The organism is Vagococcus allomyrinae, from assembly GCF_017829975.1.
In the GTDB taxonomy this organism is placed as follows: domain Bacteria; phylum Bacillota; class Bacilli; order Lactobacillales; family Vagococcaceae; genus Vagococcus_D; species Vagococcus_D allomyrinae.
Map to the genome: position 1 here is coordinate 182,378 of NZ_JAEEGA010000010.1, position 23,758 is coordinate 206,135.

A 23,758-nucleotide genomic window follows, 5' to 3' on the forward strand; every position below is an offset into this window, starting at 1 on the left:
TCGTGATTAGTGCAGAAACGATAGAATGGGCTAACGAGATATTGGCAAAAATTGATCGGAAATTGACGGTGGAAGCCGAACGACAAGGAAAGAAAATTCCTTATATTCCCGATGAACAAACGGGTCGCTATGAAGGTGATTTAGGACAATCTGATCCTGTCTGGTGGACCAATGGTTTTTGGTCAGGCATGATGTGGCAAATGTATCATGCTACCGGAAAAGAGTTATATAAGAAAACAGCAGAAATAAATGAAGAAGTCTTAGATAAGGCATTTGATATTTATACAGGGTTACATCATGATGTTGGGTTTATGTGGTTACATACAGCTGTAGCCAACTTTCGTTTGACTGGAAGTGAACGCTCAAAAGCACGAGGCTGTCATGCGGCTCATCTATTGGCAGGCCGGTATAATCCGCGCGGGAAGTTTATCCGTTCTTGGAATAGAGATCGTTCAGGTTGGGTCATTATTGATTCAATGTTGAATATTCCCCTACTTTTTTGGGCAGAAAAAGAAATTGGTGATCCACGATTTCGCTATATTGCTGAGGATCATGCGGATAAGGTGATGACTGATATTGTTAGACCTGATGGATCTGTTAATCATATTGCCGTCTTTGATCCGACTAATGGTGAGTTAGTAGAGACGCCAGCTGGTCAAGGGTATGCGTCGGGATCATCGTGGTCACGGGGACAAGCATGGGCGATCTATGGTTTTGCTTTAAGTTATCGTCACACGGGAAAATCGGGCTATTTAGAAACAGCCAAAAAAGTGGCTCATTATTTTATTTCAGAAGTTAGCAAGACCGATTGGGTGCCGTTAGTTGATTTTAGAGCGCCGAAAGAGCCTGTAATGTTTGATACATCTGCAGGAATGTGTGCGGCTTGTGGCTTTTTAGAAATTGCCAAGTATGTGGATGAGTTTGAAAAAGCATTATATATTGATGCGGCTATCAATATTTTGAGAGCAACTGAATCTAAATATGCCATTTGGGCATTAGAAAAAGATGGATTGATTGATTTCTCCACAGGTAGTTATCATGAGGAACGCTGGACAGAGGTTCCGATTATTTACGCGGATTACTATTTTGTTGAAGCGATCTTACGCCTTTTGAATAAAGATTTTTTGATTTGGTAATGATTGGGATAAAAATGGAGGGATAAGATGTTAACGCTAAAGTTAATCGATCGCGCTGGGGACATCGTAGAAGAACGGTCACATGAAAAAGAAACCTATCTGGCATATAAAACGCGGAAATATTCTGAGGGGGAAACAATCATCTTGGAAATCAGCGGGAGTGATTGTTTTGTCTGGGTGCAGGTTGATGAGGCGATTCCAGCAAGTTTAATATACCTAACTAAACCTCAGTGGGAATTTCCTGTTATAACTGAGGAGCAATTACGCAGAGCTTATTCACCTAAAATTTTTAGTGGTGAGCGTCATTATCTTCGAGCGTGGCTACCAAGTCAATCGGAGGTGACCGGTTATCGTAATTTGGCTTTAAATGCTCATGATCAGAAAGAGGCGTCGGGAGCTTATCCTCATGCTTTTGCTAATGTAGAAACACGAAATGATTCTACTTTTTTTGCGCGAAATGCAATTGATGGCTGTCTTGCGAATGACAGTCACGGCTCCTATCCTTATCAATCCTGGGGAATCAATCAACAAACCAATGCTCAAATCACGATTGATTTTGGACGTCATATTCTGACCGATAAGATAGCCCTTGTTCTTCGTGGCGATTACCCTCACGATAGTTATTGGGAAAGGGTGACCCTTGAGTTTTCAGATGGAGAACAACTTATTTTTGAGCCTACGAATGCTCGAGATCGTCAATTTTTTTCTTTTGAGCAGAAGCTAACGCGATTTGTTACGTTGAAACAGTTAATCAAGCATCAAGACGACTCGCCTTTTCCAGCATTGACAGCATTGGAAGTTTATGGAAGTGAGTGGGAAGTAACAAAATGAACGAAAGAGTTGATAGCTGCTATAAAAAACTGACAAGGAGATGTTTATGATTACTTCAAAGAGACAGCGCATTTTAATCGTTAGTGATGCAAAGAATGAGGCAGATGATCAGTATGCCATTGTCCATGCTTTATTGACTCCTCGGTTTCGAGTCGTTGGAATGGTGGCAAGTCATTTCAGTGGGGCCAAAACAAACCTGCTCTCTTATAATGAGATGATCAAACTTGCCAATTTAACACGTACAATTGGCATGTATCCAATAAAAATCGGAGCAGAAGGAAGCATGAAAGAGGAGCAACTCAATCACTCTGAAGGGAGCGATCTGATTGTTCAAGAGGCATTAAAGGCCGACGCTGATCCGCTATATATTGTGTGTATTGGTGCTTTAACGGATGTTGGGACGGCAATAACGATCAATCCAGAAATAGTGGATCGATTCACTTTAATTTGGGTTGGGGGAGGGCGGTATCCAACAGGAAGTCATGAGGCAAATTTAAATCATGATATTTTAGCAGCCAATAGGTTGTTTTCGTCAAAAGTAAACCTATGGCAAATTCCCAGTGAGGCTTACAAGACAATGTTGGTTTCAGTGACGGAGCTACAATTAAAACTCTCAACAGTCAATGAATTGGGTAATTATTTATATGAACAGTTAATTCAGTTTGCCACTGATAATGTTAATGAGAAAAACTGGATAAATACTGAATGCTGGGTAATGGGGGATTCTGCCGCCATTGGCGTTCTGCTAGATGAGCAAAAAGGGAACTACAAATTGATTGCGCCGCCTCATTTTGCTTCTAATTGTCAGCATATGACATCCGATGACAATAACAGGCCAATAAGAGTTTACCAATCGTTAAATGTCAGGATGATTCTAGAAGATTTCTTTGCGAAGGTCTCACTATTCGAAATGGCAGCGAAAGGAGTGAAACAAAGTGACTAAAGTTATCAACCCAATTCTCAGAGGTTTTCATCCAGATGCCAGTGTTGTAAGAGTTGGAAATGATTATTATTTGGCTACGTCTACGTTTGAATGGATGCCAGGAATTGAGATTTATCATTCAATTGATTTAGTGAATTGGCGCTTAGTAGCAAATCCACTTCAAAATAGCCAGCAGGCTAATTTAATTGGTAATTATAATTCAGGCAGTATCTGGGCTCCTCATCTTAGTTATTCAGATGGTCGTTTTTGGTTATTAATCACGGATGTTAAATCTGGTAATGCTTTTAAAGATACATTAAATTATGTTCTATCAGCAAAAGATATCACTGCTGATTGGGGAATCCCAACATTTATGACTGCCAGTGGGTTCGATCCAGCTTTCTTTCATGACGATGATGGTCGCCATTATATCATCAGCATGTTATTTGATCATCGCTTGGAGCAACCTAATTTTGCTGGATTAGTCATTCAAGAGTTTGATGTTAGCAGCATGGAGTTAATTGGCAAGCGGAAGCATTTTTACACTGGCACGGATCTAGGAGTATGTGAAGGCCCGCAAATGGTAAAAAAGGCTGGCTGGTACTATTTGCTCTGTGCCTCTGGTGGGACTGGCTATAGTCATGCAGCTACCGTTTCTCGGTCGAAAAATATTATGGGTCCTTATGAGTTATCGCCTTATCATCCATTATTGACAACAAAGCCTGTACCAGGACATCCGTTGCAAAAAAGTGGGCATGCTTCATTTATCGAAGTTGCACCAGACGAATGGTATATTGTTCATATCTGTTCTCGGCCTCTTACTGAGCGAGGTAACTGTGTCCTAGGGCGAGAAACAGCTCTACAAAAAATTGACTGGTTGGATGGTTGGCCTAGGCTGAGTAATGGCACAATGTTTCCCGATTTGGAAATTGTCCCTCCGAGTATCGGGCGGAATGTGGAGCAACAGCTTGATTTTAGCTCCTTTTGCGATTTTTCTGAGGCGGAATTACCAAATTATTTTAAAACATTGAGACAGCCACTAGCTGAAATGACTGAAAAAATATCTCTATCCGAGCGTCCAGGTTATTTACGCTTATACGGTGAACAAAGCATTACTAGTTTGCATCGTCAAACATTAGTTGCTCGGCGTTGGCAGCATGTTAGCTTTAGCGTGGAGACAGAAATGGAATTCGATCCTGAAAATTTTCAGCAAATGGCAGGTTTAGTGTTGTTTTATGACACAGACAATTGGCATTATTTACAAGTATCCTATGATGAAAACCTGCAATCAAAAGTCATTCAGGTAGAGAGTAACTCAATTAGTCATTTTTCTTATCGCTCAGAGCGAATTGAAATTTCGTCAAATAGACCCATTCATTTGTCAGTGGAAGTTGAGCGGAATGGTGCTCAGTTTTACTATCGGGTTGCGGATGAAGAGAAGCAGGTGATTGGAGAGGTAGTGGAAGCCGATCACTTGAGTGATGATTTTATCAAAGCTAATGGGAAGCTGGCTTTTACTGGAGCAATGGTAGGAATTTGTGCTCAAGACCTTTATGATCATCGCTCTTTCGCTGATTTTAACTTTTTTAATTATGTAGAAAAACATTTGGAAGAGTGAGCTGAAAAAAGTTTAAAAAATTCTGAGTAGAAGAGCTCATTCATATTGTTTGAGGGGATCACAACTATCAGAAATAAAAGATCATGTTCTCCCAGACTTTGTTTGAGAGACGAAAGTTACTCACTCATTAGTTTTATACCGATATTACGTAATTAATTCATTGCAGATGGCCATAGGCAATACGAAAAAACTGTCACAACACCATTAGGTTAGTTGCGACAGTTTTTTTGTTAGTCACCAAGGGCGACAGGGAATATAGCGCCAAAAATCATCGCGCCTAAGATAGCACCACCGGCAATCGGTTTTTTCCAGAGATAAAAGACTAGAGCGCCAATTACCGAGCCTATTCCAACGGGAATCGAGGCACCACATGCGCTAATAATAATCAATGGCCCTAAAAAACGTCCTGAAGCATTACCTGCTCCCATCATTACATCTGCGCCAAATGTAGAATTACTTTGATTAATCGTAAATTTACGGATGACGATAATTAAACCACCAACAAGAGCTCCAATGGCTAACCCTGTCACTAAAGACAAAGCATAATTATCAATTGGTTGGTTAATTCCCATGCTGAGTAAAATAGCTGGTACACCAATCCCAATACCCGTTAAAATCGCCCCGCCAATATCCAGAATTCCGACTAATGATCCTTCTAAAATTCGAGCGAATAGGAAGCTTGCGCCAAAAGCGGCAGCTGCTCCATAGGATCCGCCATCAAGCCCTGCTTTTAACATAGCGACGATTGCCACTTCATTAAAAGCTCCCACGCCGTAGGTAACATACATATGTGTTCCAGCGAAAACTCCAGCCGACAATAAGCCAACTAAAATAGGGAATGACCAGTCGGCATACCAAAAATCTTTTTTTTCTAAAGTTTCGTTCATTTCAGTTTCGTCTCCTTCTATTCTTTAGTTACCAATGTTGAAGATATTATGGATGTCCTGTAACCATCCTGGAATTTTCATGCGGAAACTTTCAATCATCTGCAAGTCGAAACCACGGAAGAAGCCACTAAAGACAAATAAGAGAATAATAGCAACCATCATGCTTTTTGTCACTCGGTTCCAACCGATTTCATCAACGCCTTTACCGATTAATATACCAAGTACCACGCCTGGAACCGCATTTCCCATTACCATGGTGGCTAAGCCGCCAAAGATTGTCGTCCATAAACCAGAACGTTTCCCTGCGTCAATTGCGGCTAACCAAAATAGGACTGGCATAACTGTATTAATCAATAAATTAGCTGCTGGCACGAGAACTGCAACTGCTGTGACTTGTAATGATTCAGGAATTGCTGAAGCGGTAGTATTCAAGAAAGCGACGACAGCCATGCCAATTAAGGCGCCTGCAATTCCCATCTTTTTGGGATTGTGAACAGTTTCTGCCACATTTTTATTTTTTACTAATAGTGCCGCCGCCGCCCAGTTAGGAATAACCCGATGATCCACATCTTGGGTAAAGGCGCCTGCGCCTACAGTTGATGCCCAGGCATTAAAGAAAAAACCTAGGCCAAATGAGAAGTGACTGGCTGCATCGCCTTCACAGGCGTTCATTTCACCTAATGTTCGAAAGGCACCTAAGCCCTGTGTGCTTGGTGCGTGAAACATTCTAGCGGCACCAGTGCCAACAGCAAACCCAACTAGTCCGCCAATAACCAGTGATTTTAATAGTATGATAATAACACTCATTTAATTGCCTCCTTAATTCGTTTGGTCCAGTGTGGAAGAGGAACAGCTTGAGGATCGGCCACTTTTGTTTCAACAAAGAGGACATTTGCCATCTCTACTAACGTAATTTCAACTTCAACATCAAGAAGCACACGATAGCTGACTCGTGTCCGAGGCAGCAAGAAGAATAGAAAACGTTCTGTATAGGTTTCTTGCTCGGCCTTGATTACACTAATTGAGATTGGTTCTATCCGTGCGATGACATCATTTTTTTGTTTTAAAATGCGTCCGTGAATCTGGTTAAGGGCGTGAGCGAAGGCTTGTTGCTTTTCTTCTCCAACCCCTTCGAGCCGAATTATTTGTTGCTTTTTTGTTGTGACATTTTCCATTATCCCTCGTCCTCTCTGATTACTTGGCTTGTTTTTTTATGAATGCTTCAACCAAGCGTTTGCCAAGCTCTTCTTGATCCATAAACCCAAAACCAAGGACTGTTTTGCCATCTTGAATTGCTGTGACACCTTCTTCGATTGAGCGCATACCATGGCGTTCCGGATAGCCATATTTTGTAGCAGCTGTTAGGGACCCTGCGCCACCACTGCCACAAAATGAGATCCCCAAATCTGCTTCTTCTTGTTGCATCACATCGCCTAAACGCATATCAGCGCCCATTCCAGGGACTACTACTGCCATTCCTCCGGCTGCTTCTACTCCTTTGGCGACATTTTGTCCTTTACCTAATCGATCTGCAATAACGACTTTAATCATTTAAAAAACTCCTTTTTTAGTTGTATTTTGCTGTTTCAAAATGAATAGACAGTACATATTTCTCATCTACTGACAAATTGGTGATTTCATCAACGACAACGCTAGCGATATTCAGCGCATCTTCTGATACTTCCGAAAACAACCTTTCATCAACTTTTGGAAGTGATTCACCAGTCTCCGAGCGACGAATCATTTCATTGAGATGGTTAACTAAAATCGTCCATTGAACTTCAGTTGGATGAATACCGGCTTTGTTAAGTAGCTGTTCCACCCGTTGAATTAGTTGTTTTAATTTCTCTTGATACTGACTTTCATTGATTATTTTCTCGGCATCATGTGATAGGCCCATCTTATGCGACACTTCCTTTTTTAAATAATGTAATAAGGCCAAAATCTCCGATTCATTAACTGGTAGTTGATTAATAGCAAAAAGACTTTCGATTTCTGCAACAATAATTTTGTTTTGTTCAATAATTTGTTTGGCGTCAACACTGTTTTGCTGGTATTGAGCATGATAAACAATCCGATGAACCATCAGAAAAACATGCAATAAAAATGACGTCATAAGGTCTGACTCAATCCGATCACCTAAGAGGGATTTAAGTCCTTCAAAAATGATAAATCCTTTCACAATCAGTTCACGGCTCTCTTCTTCAGCCGTTAAAGTCGATTGACTTTTTTGTCGTAATTTCAAGTTGACGGGATTGTTGGTGGATGTCCCCACTGCTAACAAATCATCAACAGCTTGTTGGATTTTTTTTAGATCCTCTTGTGAAGGAATTGGGTTAACTTTAATCCAAGGGATACTGCTTTCTTCAATTGGGAAAATCGTGATAATCAAATCAGGGGAACAAGTTTTAATTACTTCATCCAAATTTAAGATTGACGCGAAGGAAACAATATCCAAATCATTGATCTCCTCAGTAATTGTTTGCTGAATTAGGCTGGTTACACCTAAACCGGTGGAACAGACATAGACAACTTTGACACTGTCCTTCGGCCGATATTTCTCCAAAGTCACGAGGAAATGTAAAGCCAAATACGCCACAAAGGAATCGTTCACCATTAAGGCCGCCCCAGTAATCATTTGTTCACTGGCTTCGCGGATTGAGGTATAAAGAGATGGATATTTGGCTTTAATGTCTACGACAAAAGGATTGTACTCATTTACGAACAGGTGCTTGCGATACAATCTCAAGGATAGATGGGCAAATAAATTAGTAAAGAGGGTGTCGTCTTTGGCAAAAGGGTAGTGTAATTGCTGTCCGACATACCTGATTATTCCTTCTGTAATCGCTGCTGTATCCTGATTTTGCTCGGCTTCAAAGACATCGCTATATATATAGTGGTATTCATCTTTCAAGATTGGCAGCTCAAATTTTTCATAAATCGATTGAACGAGCAAGAAGGGGAGTTCTTTTTGCCGCAAGAGAGTTGGTTGATCACTTAGCAATTTGTAACTGCCAATTGTCCGCTGGCGCCTTAACCGGCTTACTGAAATGGCCGTACGGATGGTAATTGATAATATTTCACTATAATTCAATTGTTCAAGCATACTACCGTTGATTAATTCTGTCATACTGTTAAGAGTAGCTTGGTAGGTTTCTTGAAATTCGCGATCAGAACCAATGTACACGCTAAAAGGATGCTCCCGATTATTTGTCTTGACTAACTTATTCATGATGTTGTATATATCATATTCCGATAATTCCGTTTGAATTACCTGCTCCATGGCTAAGCGAATATTTGTTTCGTTGCCTTCTACTTTAATTCCTTTGCGAGGTTGTTTGACTAACCTTAAGTCATTTGCCTGCAAAAAATCTTCAACCTTTTCCAAGTCACTAGTTATTGTGTTTTTACTTACAAGCAACTTTTCACTTAACGCATCGCTACTGATATACTCCCGATTATTCAATAATTCAAAGACCAGTTTGTATAACCGAACATCTTGGTCAAAGCTATCTTCTAATTTCTCTAAGCGTAACACTTCATTTTTTAAGGACAATTTTTGAAAGTCAGCTAACTCAATCCAGATTCCTTTTCCTCGTTTGGATAACAGCTGGTAATCACGGGCTGCTAGCCATAGACGAATATTATCTAGATCATATTTAATTGTTCGGACGCTTAAATCAAATAGACCCGCTAATTCCTTAATTTGTACAACGCCACTATTCGTCAATAGATGGAGTAATATGCTGTTTTCTCGTTTACTAAGTTGAATGGTCATCGCCTTATCTCCTTATCTCACTCGCTTTTATAGGAGAAAAGCGAGTGTGTCATTATTGGCCAATTATTAGGATAACGGTTTCTTTCAACACCCATACTTTATAACAAAGTGTTCGTTTGCACAACACAAAAAAATTGCACTTCTTTAAGTGCAACACTAAATTTTGATTAGTGCAAGTTTCCAAGATACTTCAAGTGAAAGCCTATTATCGCTTGTATTTTCCTGTTTTCATTTTCGAGTGCTTCCTCATAATATTATGATTTTATGAGGAAGCAATTGCAGGTGTCAAAAAAAAAAATGCATAAGGATAAGGAAAATAGAAAACTTATCCGAATGGTTTCTTTGTTGACGTTGAATTATTGGTTCTGTAAAGGGTTCCTACTCATTGGTCAAGCCAGTGGTAATGGGATAGGTATTTCTAAATTCACTGGGGGTCATTTGTTCAGTTTTTTTGAATAATTTATAAAAATAGCTTTTGTCTTTAAAGCCACAGAGATTGCTGATTTCTTCAATATTGAGGGAGGTGCTTAAAAGGAGTTCTTTCGATTTTAAGAGACGCTCAGTATTGATGTATTCGGTGACGGTTTGATTAAACTGTTTTGAGAAAATTCTGGAGAGATAGGATTTATTGTAGTTAAATTCCACTGCGATGTCTTCAAGGCTAATGTGATCTCGGCAATGGGCTTTAATCCATTGTTGAATCACCGATAAGGTTCGTTCAGATTTCGAGGTTTCGGCTAGGAATTCGGATTGCAGAAGACTGTTACTAATTTCAAATAGGATGCTGGTTATTAAGTAGTTAAGATGATATTGATTGGCGTTTTTTTGATTACAAAAATTAAAGAGTTGATTCAAGGAAATGTGTAGTCGACTGATGTTTAACGTGTCGGATAACATGGGTAACACCACAAAAGGAGACTGTTGATACATTTCTTCAACTTTAATGGAGATGGTTTCATGAGCTTCGATACTCGCAGGTTCATCACTTTCAAAATGACACCAGTAGAAAGACAAATCGCCTTCTTCAAATTGAGCTCCGTTATAATAAGTTCCAGGGCTGATGACCACGAAGTCATCTTTTTTTATTTCCAAAAAGTCATCGCCAACTTGAAGGTGAAGGACGCCAGAGATACCTAAAATAAACTCGTAATTTGTGGCTATCCGTTCTGAGTGTTTCCATTTTTTGTTAAAGGTAAATTTCCCTGCTGAATGGAATGTCAATGCTTGATTGATGGCTAAAAATAAATAATTATTTTTCATTGAGTCTGCTCTCCTCATATAATTCTTAAAGTATATTATACTACGAGTTAAGTATAAAGTAAAAATTAGCCACTATTTATTAGGTCTCTGCTACTTACTAATTTAAAAAAAGATGATATTCTTAGGGTCCTAGGGTTAGTATATAAGCTTAAATGAGTTAAACACGTGTTTCGTTGTTACAAATTGAATGGTTTTTTTTTACTTTGAGGTAGTAATTAAAGGTGAATGTATGCGCTTAATTGTTTGAGTGGAATGACATGTTGCGATTAGTGACGGTCGTTGATAAGTTGAAAATAATAAGGAGTGAATCATGATGAAGAAAAACGTAATGTCGTTTATTGTCGCATTTGGGTTACTGTTAACACTTGGAGCTTGTTCTTCCAGTGGCGATCAAGCATCGTCAGAAAGTACCACTTTAACACTTTCAATTTGGGAGACTTATGAAAAAGAAGGAATGGAGCAGATCGCGGAAGCTTTTGAGGCAGATCATCCTGAGATTAAAGTTAATGTAGAAGTGACGCCTTGGAGTCAGTATTGGACCAAACTTGAGGCCGCCTCAACCGGCGGAACGGCTGCGGATATTGTGACGATGCTTTCTAGTGAGTTTTACAATTATGCAGCAAATGGGCAACTGATGAATTTAGGGGAACTGGTAAAGAATGGCGACATCGATGTGTCTGCCTATCGGCCAGAAATTGCTGATCTGTACACCTTTGAAGATGAGCTATACACGGTTCCTAAAGATGTGGATTCTTTAGGCCTTTGGTACAATAAAACACTTTTTGATGCACAAGGTCTGGCCTATCCTGATGAGTCCTGGACCTGGGAGACTTTACTTGAAACAGCTAAAAAGCTGACAGATCAAGAAAAGGGAACCTATGGCTTTGCTGCCCCGAACACGGGGCAAGATGGTTATAATTCTTTTGTTTTTCAAAATGGTGGCAACTTTTTAAATGATGAGCGCAATGCCTCGACCATCAACCAAAAAAACACAGTTGAGGCTTTGCAGTGGTTTGTCGATCTCAGTACGAAAGAAGGGGTATCACCGACTGATGACCAGCTATCTGAAAATGACGCTGTTACCAGTTTTCAGTCAGGGAAGGTTGCCATGGTAGTTCAGGGGTCGTGGATGACCAGTCAGTTTAGAGATAATGAGTATACCTTAAAAAATTGTGATGTGGCAGTTCTTCCTAAAGGCAAGGAACGAGCCACTCAAATGAACGGCAAAGGTTATGCGATTTCTGCTCAAACGAAGCATCCTGAAGCGGCCAAAAAATTTATTACGTTTTTAGGGTCAGAAGAAGGCATGAAGATTCAAGCGGAAACAGGAACGGCCATTCCGGCTTTTGAAGGCCTTGGTGATGCTTGGGTGGAAGCAAGCTCAGATTTTAATGCCCAGGTATTTGTCGATCAGTTGGAATTTGGGGTGATGAAACCTTATTCCAAAGCCACTAAATCGGTTGAAACGGCGATTGGTGAAGGGCTTAGAGAGGCCTTTAGCGGTAAAAAATCGGTGGCGGAGTTAACGCCTAAAATTGATAAAGAAATCAATGAGCTGTTAAAAGCGGCCGAGTAGTGAGCGGTCAATTGCTAGTCGTTGTGGCTAGCAATTGATTTGGCGTAAAATTTCTTTATAGGAGGGTGATCATTTGAAACAGAAAAAGCCATTAAGTATAAAAAAGAATGAGGTACCTTGGGCCTATTTTTTTATAGCTCCCACCGCCTTAGGGCTATTCTTTTTGAATATTAAACCAGCGATTGACTCGATTTATATGAGCTTTAATAAGTCGACTGGTTTTGGAAATATGAAGTGGACAGGTCTTGCTAATTATCAGCGTCTGTTTAACGATCCGGAAGCTTGGCAATCACTGATCAATACCTTGAAATACGTGGTGATTGTCGTGCCAGCTGTCGTCATTTTATCGTTGTTGGTGGCAGTTCTTTTAAATCAGAAAGTCAAAGGTATGTCCGTGTATCGGACGATTTACTTTTTACCCGTGGTGGCTGCGCCGGCAGCTGTGGCGATGATCTGGAAGTGGTTGTTTAATTCTGATTATGGTTTGATAAATTTTGTTTTATCGAAAATGGGCATTGGGGGAATTGATTGGTTGTCTAATCCAGACTATGCGATTTTGACCATCATGGTTGTTGGTGTCTGGGCAGGAATTGGCACGAATATGATTATTTTATTGGCTGGCCTGCAAGAAATACCGAAGGATTATTATGAGTCAGCGGAAATTGATGGCGCTAGCGCTATTAAACAGTTTTTTTCAATTACGTTACCCCTGGTGACGCCGACCTTGTTCTTTGTGGTTGTCACCACTATCATTGGTGCTTTTCAGGTATTTGATGTTATTTTTATGATGTTCTTACCGACGAGTTCTGCCATGTATCAGACTCAGTCACTGGCTTATTTATTTTACAAGCACTCTTATCTCTTAAATGATAAAGGTTATGGGTCTACGATTGTTGTGTTGCTTTTAGTGATTATTTTGATTATTACGGCGATTCAATTGAAGCTTCAGAAAAAATGGGTTCATTACTAAGGAGGGAATAGATGTATGAAGAAAATTAACAGTAAGACGGTCGTGCACATCGTCTTAATCATGGGAGGTCTCTTGATGGTGACGCCTTTTATTTGGATGATTTTAACATCAGGTAAGACATTGAGCGAGTCAACACGAATTCCTCCTACGATTTTTCCAAGTCAATTTCAGTGGCAAAATTTTAGTGCGATAAGTCAAAAATTTCCCTTCGCAACTTTTTATTTTAATACATTTTGGATGGTTATTGGTCGAGTGGTAACCTCTGTTCTTTTTAGTGCGATGGCGGCTTATGCCTGTGCCAGGTTAAACTTTCCGGGGAAAAATCTTTTTTTCGGCATGATCCTAGTTCAAATGATGATTCCTAGTCAAATTTTTATTACACCACAGTACTTGTTAGCGCAAAAATTAGGCATTTTAAATTCGATCCCTGGGTTAATTATGCCCGGTATTGTCAACGCTTTTGGGACTTTTTTATTGCGTCAGTTTTTTATGAGTTTGCCGAATGAATTAGAAGAAGCGGCGATTTTAGATGGGGCCTCGGTCTGGCAGATCTTTTTTAAGATTATGTTGCCTTTAGCTAAGTCCGGACTGATCGCCTTGAGTATCTTTGTGTCCCTTTGGACCTTTAAAGACTTAATGTGGCCTTTAATTGTCAATACGTCCATCGATAAAATGACTCTCTCTGCGGGCTTAGCAAGCTTACAAGGTCAGTACACGACTCATTATCCGCAGCTGATGGCCGGCTCTTTACTGGCGATTTGGCCGATGATTATCATCTTTATTGTGTTTCAAAAGCATTTTGTTGAAGGGGTTGCGACGACTGGTGGCAAGCTGTAGTGCAAGGGCGAGAGGGAAGGGAAAAGGCGTTATCAGTTAATAATTAAATGGGAGGCAGTAATAGATATGGAAAAAATGACATTAAGCTCTGTGGAGGTAACCTCAGAGTTTTGGCAAGGTTATCGTGACTTAATTGTTCAATCGGTCTTACCTTATCAGTGGTCCGTTATGAATGATCAGGCGGAAATTGTGATTGAAGGAGAACCTGGTGGCAAACCGATCACGTCCAAAAACAGTCATGTCGTGGCTAATTTGAGAATCGCTCAGGGCTTAGAGGAAGGGCGATTCTCCGGTTATCCCTTTCAAGACAGTGATGCTTATAAGTGGTTAGAAGCGGCTGCCTATAGTTTCGCTTATCATCCAGATGATAATTTAAGAAAAATAACAGATCGTCTAATCGATTTAATTGCTGGCGTTCAAGAGGATGATGGTTATTTGGTAACCTATTTTCAAATCGAATGTCCGGAACGGAAATTTAAACGGCTGCAACAGTCTCATGAGCATTACACGATGGGCCATTATATTGAAGCGGGAATTGCCTATTATCAAGCGACTGGAAATAGCAAAGCTTTAACGATCGCCACGAGGATGGCTGATTGCATTGACGAGAACTTTGGTCTGGAAGCGGGGAAAATTGATGGTGCTGATGGTCACCCTGAAATAGAAATCGCTCTGGCTAAATTATACGAGTTAACGAATGAACAGAAGTATCTGGATTTAGTGAGGTATTTTATTAATCGTCGAGGGGCCGATCCTGATTTTTATGCCAAGCAAAATTTGGCTGATGGTCTTCAAAATGACATTATAGCTGGCATGGGTGATTTCCCTCCAAGTTACTATCAAGCTGATGGTTTACCTGTTAATCAGGAGGTGCTAGAGGGGCATGCGGTGCGGGTTGTCTACTTATGTGCTGGCATGGCTCATGTGGCGAGGTTAACGGAGGATCGGGAGCTCTTGTCTGCCTGTGATCGGTTTTGGACGACGATTGTTACGAAACGGATGTATATTACCGGTGGGGTTGGTTCAACGAATCTGGGTGAAGCCTTTACGACCGATTATGATTTGCCGAATGATACGGTTTACGCTGAAACGTGTGCCTCTGTGGGCATGGTCTTTTTTGCCAAGCAAATGTTGGGGAATCGTGTTGATAGCCGTTATGGGGATGTCATTGAAAAGGAATTGTTTAACGGTGCTCTTAGTGGGATGTCCTTGGACGGAAAGCATTTCTTTTATGTAAATCCGTTGGAAGTCGACCCGGAAATAACCAAAAAGAACCCTTCTCGAAAGCACGCCTTATCGCGCAGAGCAGAATGGTTTGGTTGCGCTTGTTGTCCCAGTAATTTGGCGCGACTAATTACCTCGGTGGAGTCGTATATTTATGAAGTGACTAAGGATACTATTCTAATTGATCAATTTATTGCCAATAAGGCTGAGTTTTCCAATGGCGTGGCGATTGAGCAAGTCAATCATTTTCCGTGGGGTCAGGCTATTCAGGTGACTGTGGTAAATCCTCTAGAAAAACCGGTAAAGCTAGGTATTCGGATTCCTGATTGGACAAATAAGGGATACAAACTGACCGTTAATGGCAAAGACGTTGTTGGGTCGGTGGAAAATGGTTATCTGATGTTGTTGCTTGGGGAGAAAGAGACGCAACTCGTGATTGAGTTTGATTTATCGGTTAAATTAATTCAGGCAAATCATTCAGTCAGATATGATATTGGCAAAGTGGCGGTTCAGCGTGGGCCACTGGTCTATTGTACAGAACAAGTGGATAACCCTGATTCTTTATGGAAGTATCGCTTGCTGCTCGAGGGAGAGCAAAAAAGTGTCCACCGCCCTGACCTCTTGGGTGGTGTGACGGTCATTGAAGCAGAGGCTGCACTTTTAGTTGATCATTCTGAGGCTTTATATACGGAGTACCAGGCGCCGATGACTGAAAAGGTTACGCTTAACTTAATCCCTTACTATGCTTGGGCGAATCGAGCGGAAGGCCAGATGTCTGTCTGGCAACACGTTGCTATAAAAGGCTAAATCATTTAGAATTAATTTAGACATTAGTGAGTTTAGTGTGTTGATTAGTTAAACCAATGATGAAAAGAGGGATCAAGCGAATGAAGATGTCATTTAGATGGTACGGTGAAGGGAACGATCCTATTCCGCTAGCTTATGTCCGGCAAATTCCTGGAATGGAGGAAGTGGTTTGGGCATTACACGACAAAGAGGCTGGGGAGGTCTGGACAGAGGCGGAAATTAAAGCTGAAATGGCTTATATCGAATCCCAAGGATTAAAGGCGACAATTGTTGAAAGTCTTAATATTCATGAAGATATTAAGTTAGGGTTACCAACTCGGGATCGGTATATCAAAGTTTATCAAGAAAGTCTTAAAAATCTTGGGAAAAATGGGGTCAAAGTGGTTTGCTATAATTTTATGCCGATTTTTGATTGGACGCGGACAGAGATGTTTCATCCTTTAGAAGATGGCTCGACGGCTTTGTTTTTTGGAAAAGGGAAAATTATGGCGATCAATCCTCAAGAATTAGTTGAGATGGTTGCGGAAGAAAGCCAAGGTCTAACCTTACCAGGTTGGGAACCAGAGCGACTGAAGGGGATTAAGGCCTTATTTCAAGCTTACGATGGAATGACTGAAGAACGGTTAAGAGAAAATTTTCGCTACTTTATTGATGCGATTATCCCAACTTGTGAAGCCTTCGACATTAAGATGGCCATTCATCCAGATGATCCGCCATTTTCGATTTTTGGTCTGCCGCGATTGGTTAATAATCAGGCTAATATCGACAAATTGTTGGCGATTAACCCTAGCCCGTATAATGGTTTAACCTTCTGTACCGGTTCCTTAGGTGCTGATCTGCGTAATGAGCTGGTGCCGATGATTAAACGATATCAAGAGCGGATTCATTTTATGCATGTTCGCAATGTGCGAGTGGCTTCTAATGGTGACTTTAGTGAAGTCTCTCATCGGACAGCAGATGGCACAGTGGATATTACTGGTGTCATGAATGCTTTGAGTCAGATTGACTATCAAGGTTATCTCCGCCCAGACCATGGCCGTCATGTTTTTGGGGAAGATAAAGCCACTTGTCGTCCAGGCTATGGCTTATACGATCGTGGAATGGGCGCGATGTATTTATTGGGAAGCTGGGATATGGCGCAGCAATTAAATCAGTGAGTCTTAACGAGCAGCTCTCCTTAATCAAGGGGTGCTGCTCGTTAATTATTTATCATCAAATGTTGCCAATAATCAAGGCGAAAGCTGGGCAATTTGCCATAGAACAATAATAGCTCCTATGCTATAATAATCAAATGATATGATGTTATAACAAAGGAGATGAATGTGATGTCAATACGAACGAATAGTGATTTGCCTTTATACGCTCAAATAGCCAACGAGCTGCGGGCTAACATTCAAACTGAAAAGTGGCAGGAAGGGGACCGAATTCCGACTGAATTTGAGCTTTGCGAGATTTATCACGTCAGTCGAATTACCATCCGCAAAGCGATTGAAGAGTTGGTCAGGGAGAATTTGTTGTATCGTGAACGATCAAAAGGGACCTTTGTCCAGCAAATGACGGTGGAGAGTAATGACCATTCGACGGTGATCAAAAGCTTTACGAAAGAACTGCAGGAGCGGGGGAAGATGGCCCGAACGGTGATGGCAACGATTGACATCAGTCACGCTGACAAACGTTTGGCTAAGTTTATGAACGTTCAAGTTGGTGAAAAAATCTTGGTGTTAAAGCGAACTAGAGGTGACGAGGATTCAACCTTTGCTTATTTCATCACGTATTTTACGTTTAATAAGGAGTATTCTTTGGACTATCGCAAGTACAAAGAGTCGTTTTATGAGTACCTCAAAGAACACGGGGTTGCCATCAGTGAGGAGCGCGAATACGTCGAAGCGGTTAAACCTAATTTGGAGATCCAAAAAGCGTTAAAGATTAAGGCTGATGAGGCGGTATTAAAACGGGTGCGTTTTACTCAAGATCAATCATCTGATTTTTACGAATACAGTGAATGTTATTACATAGGAAGTAAGTATCGCTATTACTTGGATTTTTCTGGCTGAAAATTAGGACATAAGCTGGTGATAACAGGGATATCAAGGGATTAAAATAGACAATACAAAGAAATTTATTGTGTTATAATCATTATAAAGTCATGACAAAGAGACTTTAAAGGGTTAGATACATAGGTTTCTTTTTTTAGTTAAAATGGAACCGCTTTATTTGCAATGTTGAAAATGAGACTTGGCAGAGGAAAGAGGGAGAGCAGTGAAACAATTATCGAAAAAGTGGAAGATTTATCTGATTCATCATTCTCATACGGATATTGGGTATACCGATCGGCAGGAGAAGATTGAGCGCTATCACGTGGATTTTATTAGACAGGCCATCGCCATTGTGGATGACATTAAAGCCGGTAAAAAAGAGTGGGATGGGTTTTGTTGGACCTGTGAAAACTATTGGCAAGTGGAAAACTTTTATAAACACGCCTCACCTGAAGAACGGCAAACCTTTGAACAGTATGTGGAAGAAGGATATCTTGATGTGGGCCTGAATTATTTGAACATGACGGAGCTAGTGGACAAAGATATTTTGGAGCGGATGTTAGCTCGTGGCAAAGTTTTTGCTGATGGCATCAAGCGTCCCTTAACGTCAGCGATGACGGCAGATATTAATGGTTTTGCTTGGGGATATAGCCAATCATTAGTCGATCAAGGCGTCAAGAATTTATTTTCTTGTTTGCACGCTCATCATGGCATGCATCCACTGTTTAAAAAACAACGGCCTTTTTGGTGGGAGACACCTAATGGGGAGCAATTATTAGTTTGGAATTCTGATCATTATCATCTAGGCAATGAATTTTATTTGGCTCCTAATGGACAGACTTCTTATCAAATTAAAGATGAGTTTGTTGGGGATCTGACAACGGATCAGTTAGTGGTAGCTGAAAAACGAATTTTTCGCTATTTGGCTAATTTGGAAAAGGAAGACTATCCTTATGATTTTGTGCCGACGATGATCTCTGGCTTTATTTCAGATAATGCGGCTCCTAATGGGGAGATTATCCCGCTTCTTAGACGTTGGAATCAACAATTTGGTCAAGACGTTGAGATTGAAATGGTAGGCTTAAACCACTTTTTTGAGATCCTTCGTCAGCAACCACAGGAGATTCCGGTTTATTCTGGGGATTGGCCTGATTGGTGGGCTGATGGTGTCGGGTCAACACCAGCCGCCACCAAAATTTATCGGGATGCTCAGCGGAAGTATCAGCTGTCATTAAAACTTGGTTCAAATGGCACTGGCCAGCCAGACCAATTTCAATTGGCGGAAGATAATCTGATGATGTATGCGGAACACACTTGGGGCTATTCTTCCTCGGTGTCAGAGCCGTGGAATACCTTGGTCAATGATTTAGATTTTCGGAAGGCCGCTTATGCGACTAATGCCAATCGTCAAATTTCAAGTCATTTAGATGAACTTTTGAGTGAGTTAGGTGAAGTGTCCATTCGACCGAATCGTGAGAAGTATTTTAAAGTGATCAATCCCCACGATCGTCCCGTGAAAGATCATGTTAAAGTGTTGATCGAAGATTGGGAAACCATTGACAATCAACGCATTACCGGTGATTTAACTGATTATTTTGAAGTGATCGACTGCCGATCAGGTGCAATTTTGGCTTGCCAAGTGGAGAAAACTGCGCGAGCGATTGAGATTGCTTTTGTAATTAGTTTGGACGCAGAAGAAAGCTGCAAGGTACAGGTGGTTAAAAAACAATATGAGCCTGCGATTTTTAGAAATGAGGCTTATATCGGTTCTGATGGGGTGGAGGATATTGCGACCTACCCGGGGAAAATTCTGACAAACTCAAGTTATGAGATCGTTAATCAGTTTTTCCAGCTGACCTTTGATCATCAAGGGATCGCCAGTATCAAAAACCGGCAAACTCAGCAGGAATTGGTGAGACAGGACAGTCAGCGACCATTTATCGGGATTTATGAAAAAACACCGATCACGACGGATCCATGTGATGAACGGCGACGGATGGGGCGCAATCGCAAAGGGCGCGTGGTGGAGCGACAGATAGCTGTTCTTGAAGAGGTTCAGTTAATCAATGACGGGGCGGTCTATACAACGATTCAATTAAACTATCAGTTAGCCGGCACACAGTTTTATTATCTTCGCTTGAAGGTATACAAAGAGCTGCCAGTTATTACGGCTGTTGTTCGTCTGCAAAAGCAAAATGAATGGGCGCCAGAAAATCTCTACGTTTCATTGCCTTTTAGCTTAGGAACTGGCACGACTACCTTTATGGAAAAAACGGGAACGCTTTTTAGACCAGGGATTGATCAGCTGCCAGGCACTAACACAGATTTTTATTTATTGCAAAATGGGTTCTGTTTGACTAAAGAAGAGGAGCCTTCCTTAGTCGTTGCCCTTAAAGATACGCCTTTGGTGACAGTGGGAGAGCTAGACCATCATTTGATTGAACTTTGTAGCCCGGCAACTCATCAAAAAAATCAGCAAGCTCTTTATTCTTGGGTGATGAACAATTACTGGGAAACGAATTTTAAAGTTGACCTTTCTGGGTTTTATGAATTTGAGTACAATTTGGCTCTGGCTCCAGCGGAGAAGACAGTGGCGGAGTTAGCTGCTTTTTGTCAGGGAATCAATCAAGGCATTATGGCAATACCAATATAGTAGTGAAGGGGAGAAAAAGTATGAAAAAGAGTATCATAGGTGTACTGCTACTGGCTAGTTTGTTGACTGTTAGTGCCTGTGGCAATAGTTCTAAGGAAGGGAAAGGCAGCGACGACAAAGTGGTTGAACTTCATTCCGACAAAGGCGAAAAGAAGACCATGAAAAATGTGATCCCAATTATTAAGGATCAAACAGGGTTAACGTTAAAAAATGTGGATACCATTGATTTTTCGGCTTATCAGACCAATATTCAACAATCTTTGTCCTCTAAAAAGGCGCCAGATTTATTTACTTGGTGGACGGGAAGTCAGTTAAACGAATTAGTGGCCAATGATTTAGTGGAGGATTTGACAGATGTTTGGCCAGAATTTGTTAAGGCTGGGGTCAGTGATGAGATTAAAGAGGGCTTGTCGGTCGATGGGAAAGTTTATGGCAGTCCTCTAAATATTCTCTATAATGGAGTCTTCTACAATAAAGAAATATTTACTGAGAACAACTTGGAAGAACCCAAAACACTGGATGATTTTCTGGCGATTTGCGAGGCCTTAAAGAAAAAAGGCATTACGCCGATTGGTTTGGGCAATACGTGGCAATCTTTTGTTTGGCCAATGGCGTTAGTTGGCAGTATGGATCCGACGTTATATGACGAGTGGACAGCTGGCAAAGTCGGTTTTGACGATCCGCGTCTGAAAAAAGTGTTTTATCTCTGGGCGGATATGTTGGAAAAAGGTTACTTTACAGCCCAGCAACAAGATCAGGCGAAAGATTTTGCGACGGGGCAGGTGGCGATGATTTTAAATGCGACGAATATGGTAGCTGGTTTTACGGAAGACTATGGGCTAGTTTCAGGTGAGAACATCGATATCTTCGTGTTACCTAGTCAAAAAGCTGACCAAAAGCGGACGATCTTTTATGAAGTGGCCCCTATTTTAGTGGCTAAAAATGGTCAAAAGAAGGAAGAGGCCATCAAGGTGTTAACTGCCTATTATGATCAAGAGGCCCAACAAGCGTATGCCGATATCTCAGGATCGGCTGCGACCACCAATGTTAAGTTTGCTGATGCGATCAGTAAGCGTTTGAGTGAGGATGCTGGCGATTCAGAGAACTTTAATTTGAAGCTACGTTATTATGAGCAATTCACACCGGAAATCGTGAATCTGTCGATTGATGAGTATTGGAAGATTGCCGATAAACCGACGAAAGAACAGGTGGATAAAAGCTTAGAGGAGATTCAAAAGCAGTGGGAAGCGGTCAAATAAATAGTTTGTTAGGCAGCGGTAATTGAATAAAAGGTGAGGCAAGGGTTGGATTCCCTGCCTCATTTTTAGAAAAGGGGTTCTATGATGAAAACGAAAAAGGAACGAATTATTCCGTATCTCTATGTGCTTCCGGCGGCTCTCTTGGTTTTTCTTTTCTTTATTACATCCACGGTCTTTACGCTTTATGCTGGTTTTACCGACTGGGATGGTTTAAGTAAGATGAATTTTACTGGCTTGACTAACTATCTGGCCTTAATCCAAGATGCTTATTTTCTACAATCAGCGATTAATACCTTAATCTGGGTGTTGGCTGCTTTGATTATTCCGGTGTTAATCCCACTGGCTTTGGCGATTATTATTTCCAGAACCAATTTTCATAGTACCTACAAAAACATCTTTTATTTGCCAAATGCAGTTTCGCCGACAATTGGTGCGTTAATTTTGACGACGTTACTGTCTAACTATGGCTTGCCCAAGTTATTTGGTTTAATGGGTTTTGAAAGTTTGGACACGTATTGGCTGGGAATTCCTTATGTTAATACGTTTGTCATGATTGGCTCGAGCGTCTGGCAAGGGATTGGCACAAACCTGATTTTGTTTGTGGTGGGATTGAGCAACATCCCGCCAGAACCGATTGAAGCGGCTCAATTAGATGGCGCTAGTGGGTTATCTCTTTATCGCCATGTCATTTTGCCGTTACTAAAACCAACCACGGTGATTGTCTTGTTGATGGCGTTGGTCAACAGCTTTAAAACCTTTGACATTATCTGGATGATGTCTGGAGGAGGGCCTTATAGAACGTCGGAAACATTGGCGGTGACCATGTATAAAGAGACCTTCATTAATGGCAAATACGGCTATGGTTCAGCCGTTGCGACGGTACTTTCGGTGATTGTCCTGTTTATTTCATGGTTCTATTTAAAGAAAACGTTTAATGAAGGCGAGGGACATTAAGATGAATCGGATTCGTAAGAGCAATTCCAAGTTGTTAAATTTGATTATCAGTTTGATCGCCTTTGTCTGGATTTTTCCTTTTCTTTTTGTGTTGTTTAATAGTGTTAAGTCTGGCACTGAATACAATCTGGGGAATTTCTGGGACCTACCTAAAGCGATCTCCTTAGGTGAGACGATGACGTTTATCCTATCGCGGATCGCTATTAATTCCGCCATGCTCAATAGCATTATTTATGGGGTTGTCGGAGCTTCCTTGGCTATTTTGTTGTCGTCGTTGGCGGCCTATGGGGTGACCAAGTTACCGATCAAAGGGAAGTTTTACTGGTTTTTACTGATTTATAGCGGTACGATCTTCCCTTTTCAAATGTATTTAGTGCCGGTTTATCGAGCTTATTTAAAAATTGGCTTATACGATACCAAGATTGGCATGATTTTGTTTTACATGGCCATCTCAATTCCTTTTTGTACGTTTGTTTTGCGCAACTTTTTTGGGTCGGTTGAAAATGAACTGTTGGAAGCGGCTCGCATGGATGGGGGCACAGACTTTGACATTTTTCGCAAGATCATGTTACCGATGGCGAAAGCACCGATATCGGCTTTGTTTTTATTCCAATTCTCTTTTATCTGGAATGATTTGCTTTTTGGCCTAACCTTTAGTAAGTCTGAATATGTTAGACCCATTATGCCTTCACTGTCCAATCTAGCAGGGGCTGGTGGCAATACTACCAACACACCAGCCCTTTTGGTATCTTGTATTATTGCTTCGATTCCCACAATTTTAATTTATGTTTTGCTAAATAAAAATTTTGAAGAGGGCTTTGTTTTAGGCGGGAAGTAGTGAGTGGTGGGGTTTAAGGCCGAATACATCTCTAGAGTTAGTCGTTTACAGCTGACTTTAGGGGTGTTTTATAGTGGGAATTTGTCATTAGCTTAGCCAATTTCTTGGCTAAAAGTAGTTTGCTTTATTATCAATTTTAGTAGAAAAACCGTCTTATTGAACACTTAATAGA

The 23,758-nt window shown here is 40.9% G+C and carries 20 protein-coding genes and 1 pseudogene; 14 read left to right on the top strand and 7 right to left on the bottom strand.

Annotation, left to right across the window (positions count from 1 at the left end; all coding sequences use genetic code 11):
* The first annotated feature begins 2 nt into the window (after nucleotides 1–2).
* The 4 genes from I6N95_RS15850 to I6N95_RS27725 are packed head-to-tail and all read left to right on the top strand — an operon-like array spanning nucleotide 3 to nucleotide 4,507.
* The gene (locus tag I6N95_RS15850; RefSeq protein ID WP_347340565.1) at nucleotides 3–1,136 is read left to right on the top strand and encodes a glycoside hydrolase family 88 protein; all 1,134 of its coding nucleotides are present in this window, start codon (nucleotides 3–5) and stop codon (nucleotides 1,134–1,136) included.
* A gap of 27 nt (nucleotides 1,137–1,163) precedes the next feature.
* Nucleotides 1,164–1,967, top strand: coding sequence for a hypothetical protein (locus I6N95_RS15855; protein ID WP_209529731.1), 804 nt, complete (start codon nucleotides 1,164–1,166; stop codon nucleotides 1,965–1,967).
* A 46-nt stretch (nucleotides 1,968–2,013) separates the two neighbouring features.
* Complete coding sequence (locus I6N95_RS15860) at nucleotides 2,014–2,910, top strand: nucleoside hydrolase (RefSeq protein WP_209529733.1); 897 nt, start codon at nucleotides 2,014–2,016, stop codon at nucleotides 2,908–2,910.
* Nucleotides 2,903–4,507, top strand: coding sequence for a glycoside hydrolase family 43 protein (locus tag I6N95_RS27725; RefSeq protein WP_347340566.1), 1,605 nt, complete (start codon nucleotides 2,903–2,905; stop codon nucleotides 4,505–4,507). The genes I6N95_RS15860 and I6N95_RS27725 overlap by 8 nt, the downstream gene beginning before the upstream one ends.
* 230 nt (nucleotides 4,508–4,737) lie before the next feature.
* Here I6N95_RS27725 and I6N95_RS15870 read toward each other — a convergent pair whose 3' ends face one another.
* The 7 genes and pseudogenes from I6N95_RS15870 to I6N95_RS15895 form a co-directional block, all read right to left on the bottom strand.
* Nucleotides 4,738–5,394 (bottom strand): DUF4310 family protein, encoded by a 657-nt coding sequence (locus I6N95_RS15870; protein WP_209529735.1) that lies wholly within the window; start codon nucleotides 5,392–5,394, stop codon nucleotides 4,738–4,740.
* Nucleotides 5,395–5,418: 24 nt separating this feature from the next.
* Nucleotides 5,419–6,201, bottom strand: a complete 783-nt coding sequence (locus I6N95_RS15875; RefSeq protein ID WP_209529737.1) for a DUF4311 domain-containing protein — start codon at nucleotides 6,199–6,201, stop codon at nucleotides 5,419–5,421.
* Complete coding sequence (locus I6N95_RS15880) at nucleotides 6,198–6,569, bottom strand: DUF4312 family protein (protein ID WP_209529739.1); 372 nt, start codon at nucleotides 6,567–6,569, stop codon at nucleotides 6,198–6,200. The genes I6N95_RS15875 and I6N95_RS15880 overlap by 4 nt, the downstream gene beginning before the upstream one ends.
* A gap of 19 nt (nucleotides 6,570–6,588) precedes the next feature.
* On the bottom strand, nucleotides 6,589–6,945 hold the full coding sequence (locus tag I6N95_RS15885; RefSeq protein WP_209529741.1) for a glycine-rich SFCGS family protein: 357 nt from the start codon (nucleotides 6,943–6,945) through the stop codon (nucleotides 6,589–6,591).
* A 16-nt stretch (nucleotides 6,946–6,961) separates the two neighbouring features.
* Nucleotides 6,962–7,294, bottom strand: coding sequence for a PRD domain-containing protein (locus I6N95_RS27730; protein WP_347340567.1), 333 nt, complete (start codon nucleotides 7,292–7,294; stop codon nucleotides 6,962–6,964).
* A 684-nt stretch (nucleotides 7,295–7,978) separates the two neighbouring features.
* A pseudogene (locus tag I6N95_RS27735) lies at nucleotides 7,979–9,172 on the bottom strand (BglG family transcription antiterminator); the annotation flags it as partial.
* 378 nt (nucleotides 9,173–9,550) lie between these two features.
* Nucleotides 9,551–10,432 (bottom strand): helix-turn-helix transcriptional regulator, encoded by an 882-nt coding sequence (locus I6N95_RS15895; protein WP_209529745.1) that lies wholly within the window; start codon nucleotides 10,430–10,432, stop codon nucleotides 9,551–9,553.
* Nucleotides 10,433–10,745: 313 nt separating this feature from the next.
* Here I6N95_RS15895 and I6N95_RS15900 point away from each other — a divergent pair, with 313 nt between their 5' ends.
* From I6N95_RS15900 to I6N95_RS15945, 10 genes are all read left to right on the top strand, one after another.
* Nucleotides 10,746–12,008 (top strand): ABC transporter substrate-binding protein, encoded by a 1,263-nt coding sequence (locus I6N95_RS15900; RefSeq protein WP_209529747.1) that lies wholly within the window; start codon nucleotides 10,746–10,748, stop codon nucleotides 12,006–12,008.
* 73 nt (nucleotides 12,009–12,081) lie between these two features.
* Nucleotides 12,082–12,978 carry a carbohydrate ABC transporter permease gene (locus I6N95_RS15905; RefSeq protein WP_245249565.1) on the top strand — a complete coding sequence of 299 codons (897 nt, stop codon included), beginning with the start codon at nucleotides 12,082–12,084 and terminating at the stop codon, nucleotides 12,976–12,978.
* 15 nt (nucleotides 12,979–12,993) lie between these two features.
* On the top strand, nucleotides 12,994–13,815 hold the full coding sequence (locus I6N95_RS15910; RefSeq protein ID WP_209529749.1) for a carbohydrate ABC transporter permease: 822 nt from the start codon (nucleotides 12,994–12,996) through the stop codon (nucleotides 13,813–13,815).
* Between the two features lie 66 nt (nucleotides 13,816–13,881).
* Nucleotides 13,882–15,846, top strand: coding sequence for a glycoside hydrolase family 127 protein (locus tag I6N95_RS15915; RefSeq protein WP_209529751.1), 1,965 nt, complete (start codon nucleotides 13,882–13,884; stop codon nucleotides 15,844–15,846).
* 80 nt (nucleotides 15,847–15,926) lie between these two features.
* Entirely contained in the window at nucleotides 15,927–17,003 is a 1,077-nt protein-coding gene (gene uxuA / locus I6N95_RS15920) for a mannonate dehydratase (RefSeq protein WP_209529753.1), read from the top strand.
* A gap of 168 nt (nucleotides 17,004–17,171) precedes the next feature.
* Nucleotides 17,172–17,900 (top strand): GntR family transcriptional regulator, encoded by a 729-nt coding sequence (locus I6N95_RS15925; RefSeq protein ID WP_245249567.1) that lies wholly within the window; start codon nucleotides 17,172–17,174, stop codon nucleotides 17,898–17,900.
* 205 nt (nucleotides 17,901–18,105) lie between these two features.
* Nucleotides 18,106–20,535: a glycoside hydrolase family 38 N-terminal domain-containing protein gene (locus I6N95_RS15930; protein WP_209529757.1), complete on the top strand. Its 2,430-nt coding sequence runs from the start codon at nucleotides 18,106–18,108 to the stop codon at nucleotides 20,533–20,535.
* Nucleotides 20,536–20,555: 20 nt separating this feature from the next.
* Nucleotides 20,556–21,794 carry an ABC transporter substrate-binding protein gene (locus tag I6N95_RS15935; RefSeq protein WP_209529759.1) on the top strand — a complete coding sequence of 413 codons (1,239 nt, stop codon included), beginning with the start codon at nucleotides 20,556–20,558 and terminating at the stop codon, nucleotides 21,792–21,794.
* A gap of 84 nt (nucleotides 21,795–21,878) precedes the next feature.
* The gene (locus tag I6N95_RS15940) at nucleotides 21,879–22,748 is read left to right on the top strand and encodes a carbohydrate ABC transporter permease (RefSeq protein ID WP_209529761.1); all 870 of its coding nucleotides are present in this window, start codon (nucleotides 21,879–21,881) and stop codon (nucleotides 22,746–22,748) included.
* Between the two features lies 1 nt (nucleotide 22,749).
* Nucleotides 22,750–23,586 carry a carbohydrate ABC transporter permease gene (locus tag I6N95_RS15945; RefSeq protein ID WP_209529763.1) on the top strand — a complete coding sequence of 279 codons (837 nt, stop codon included), beginning with the start codon at nucleotides 22,750–22,752 and terminating at the stop codon, nucleotides 23,584–23,586.
* The last annotated feature ends 172 nt before the right edge of the window (nucleotides 23,587–23,758 follow it).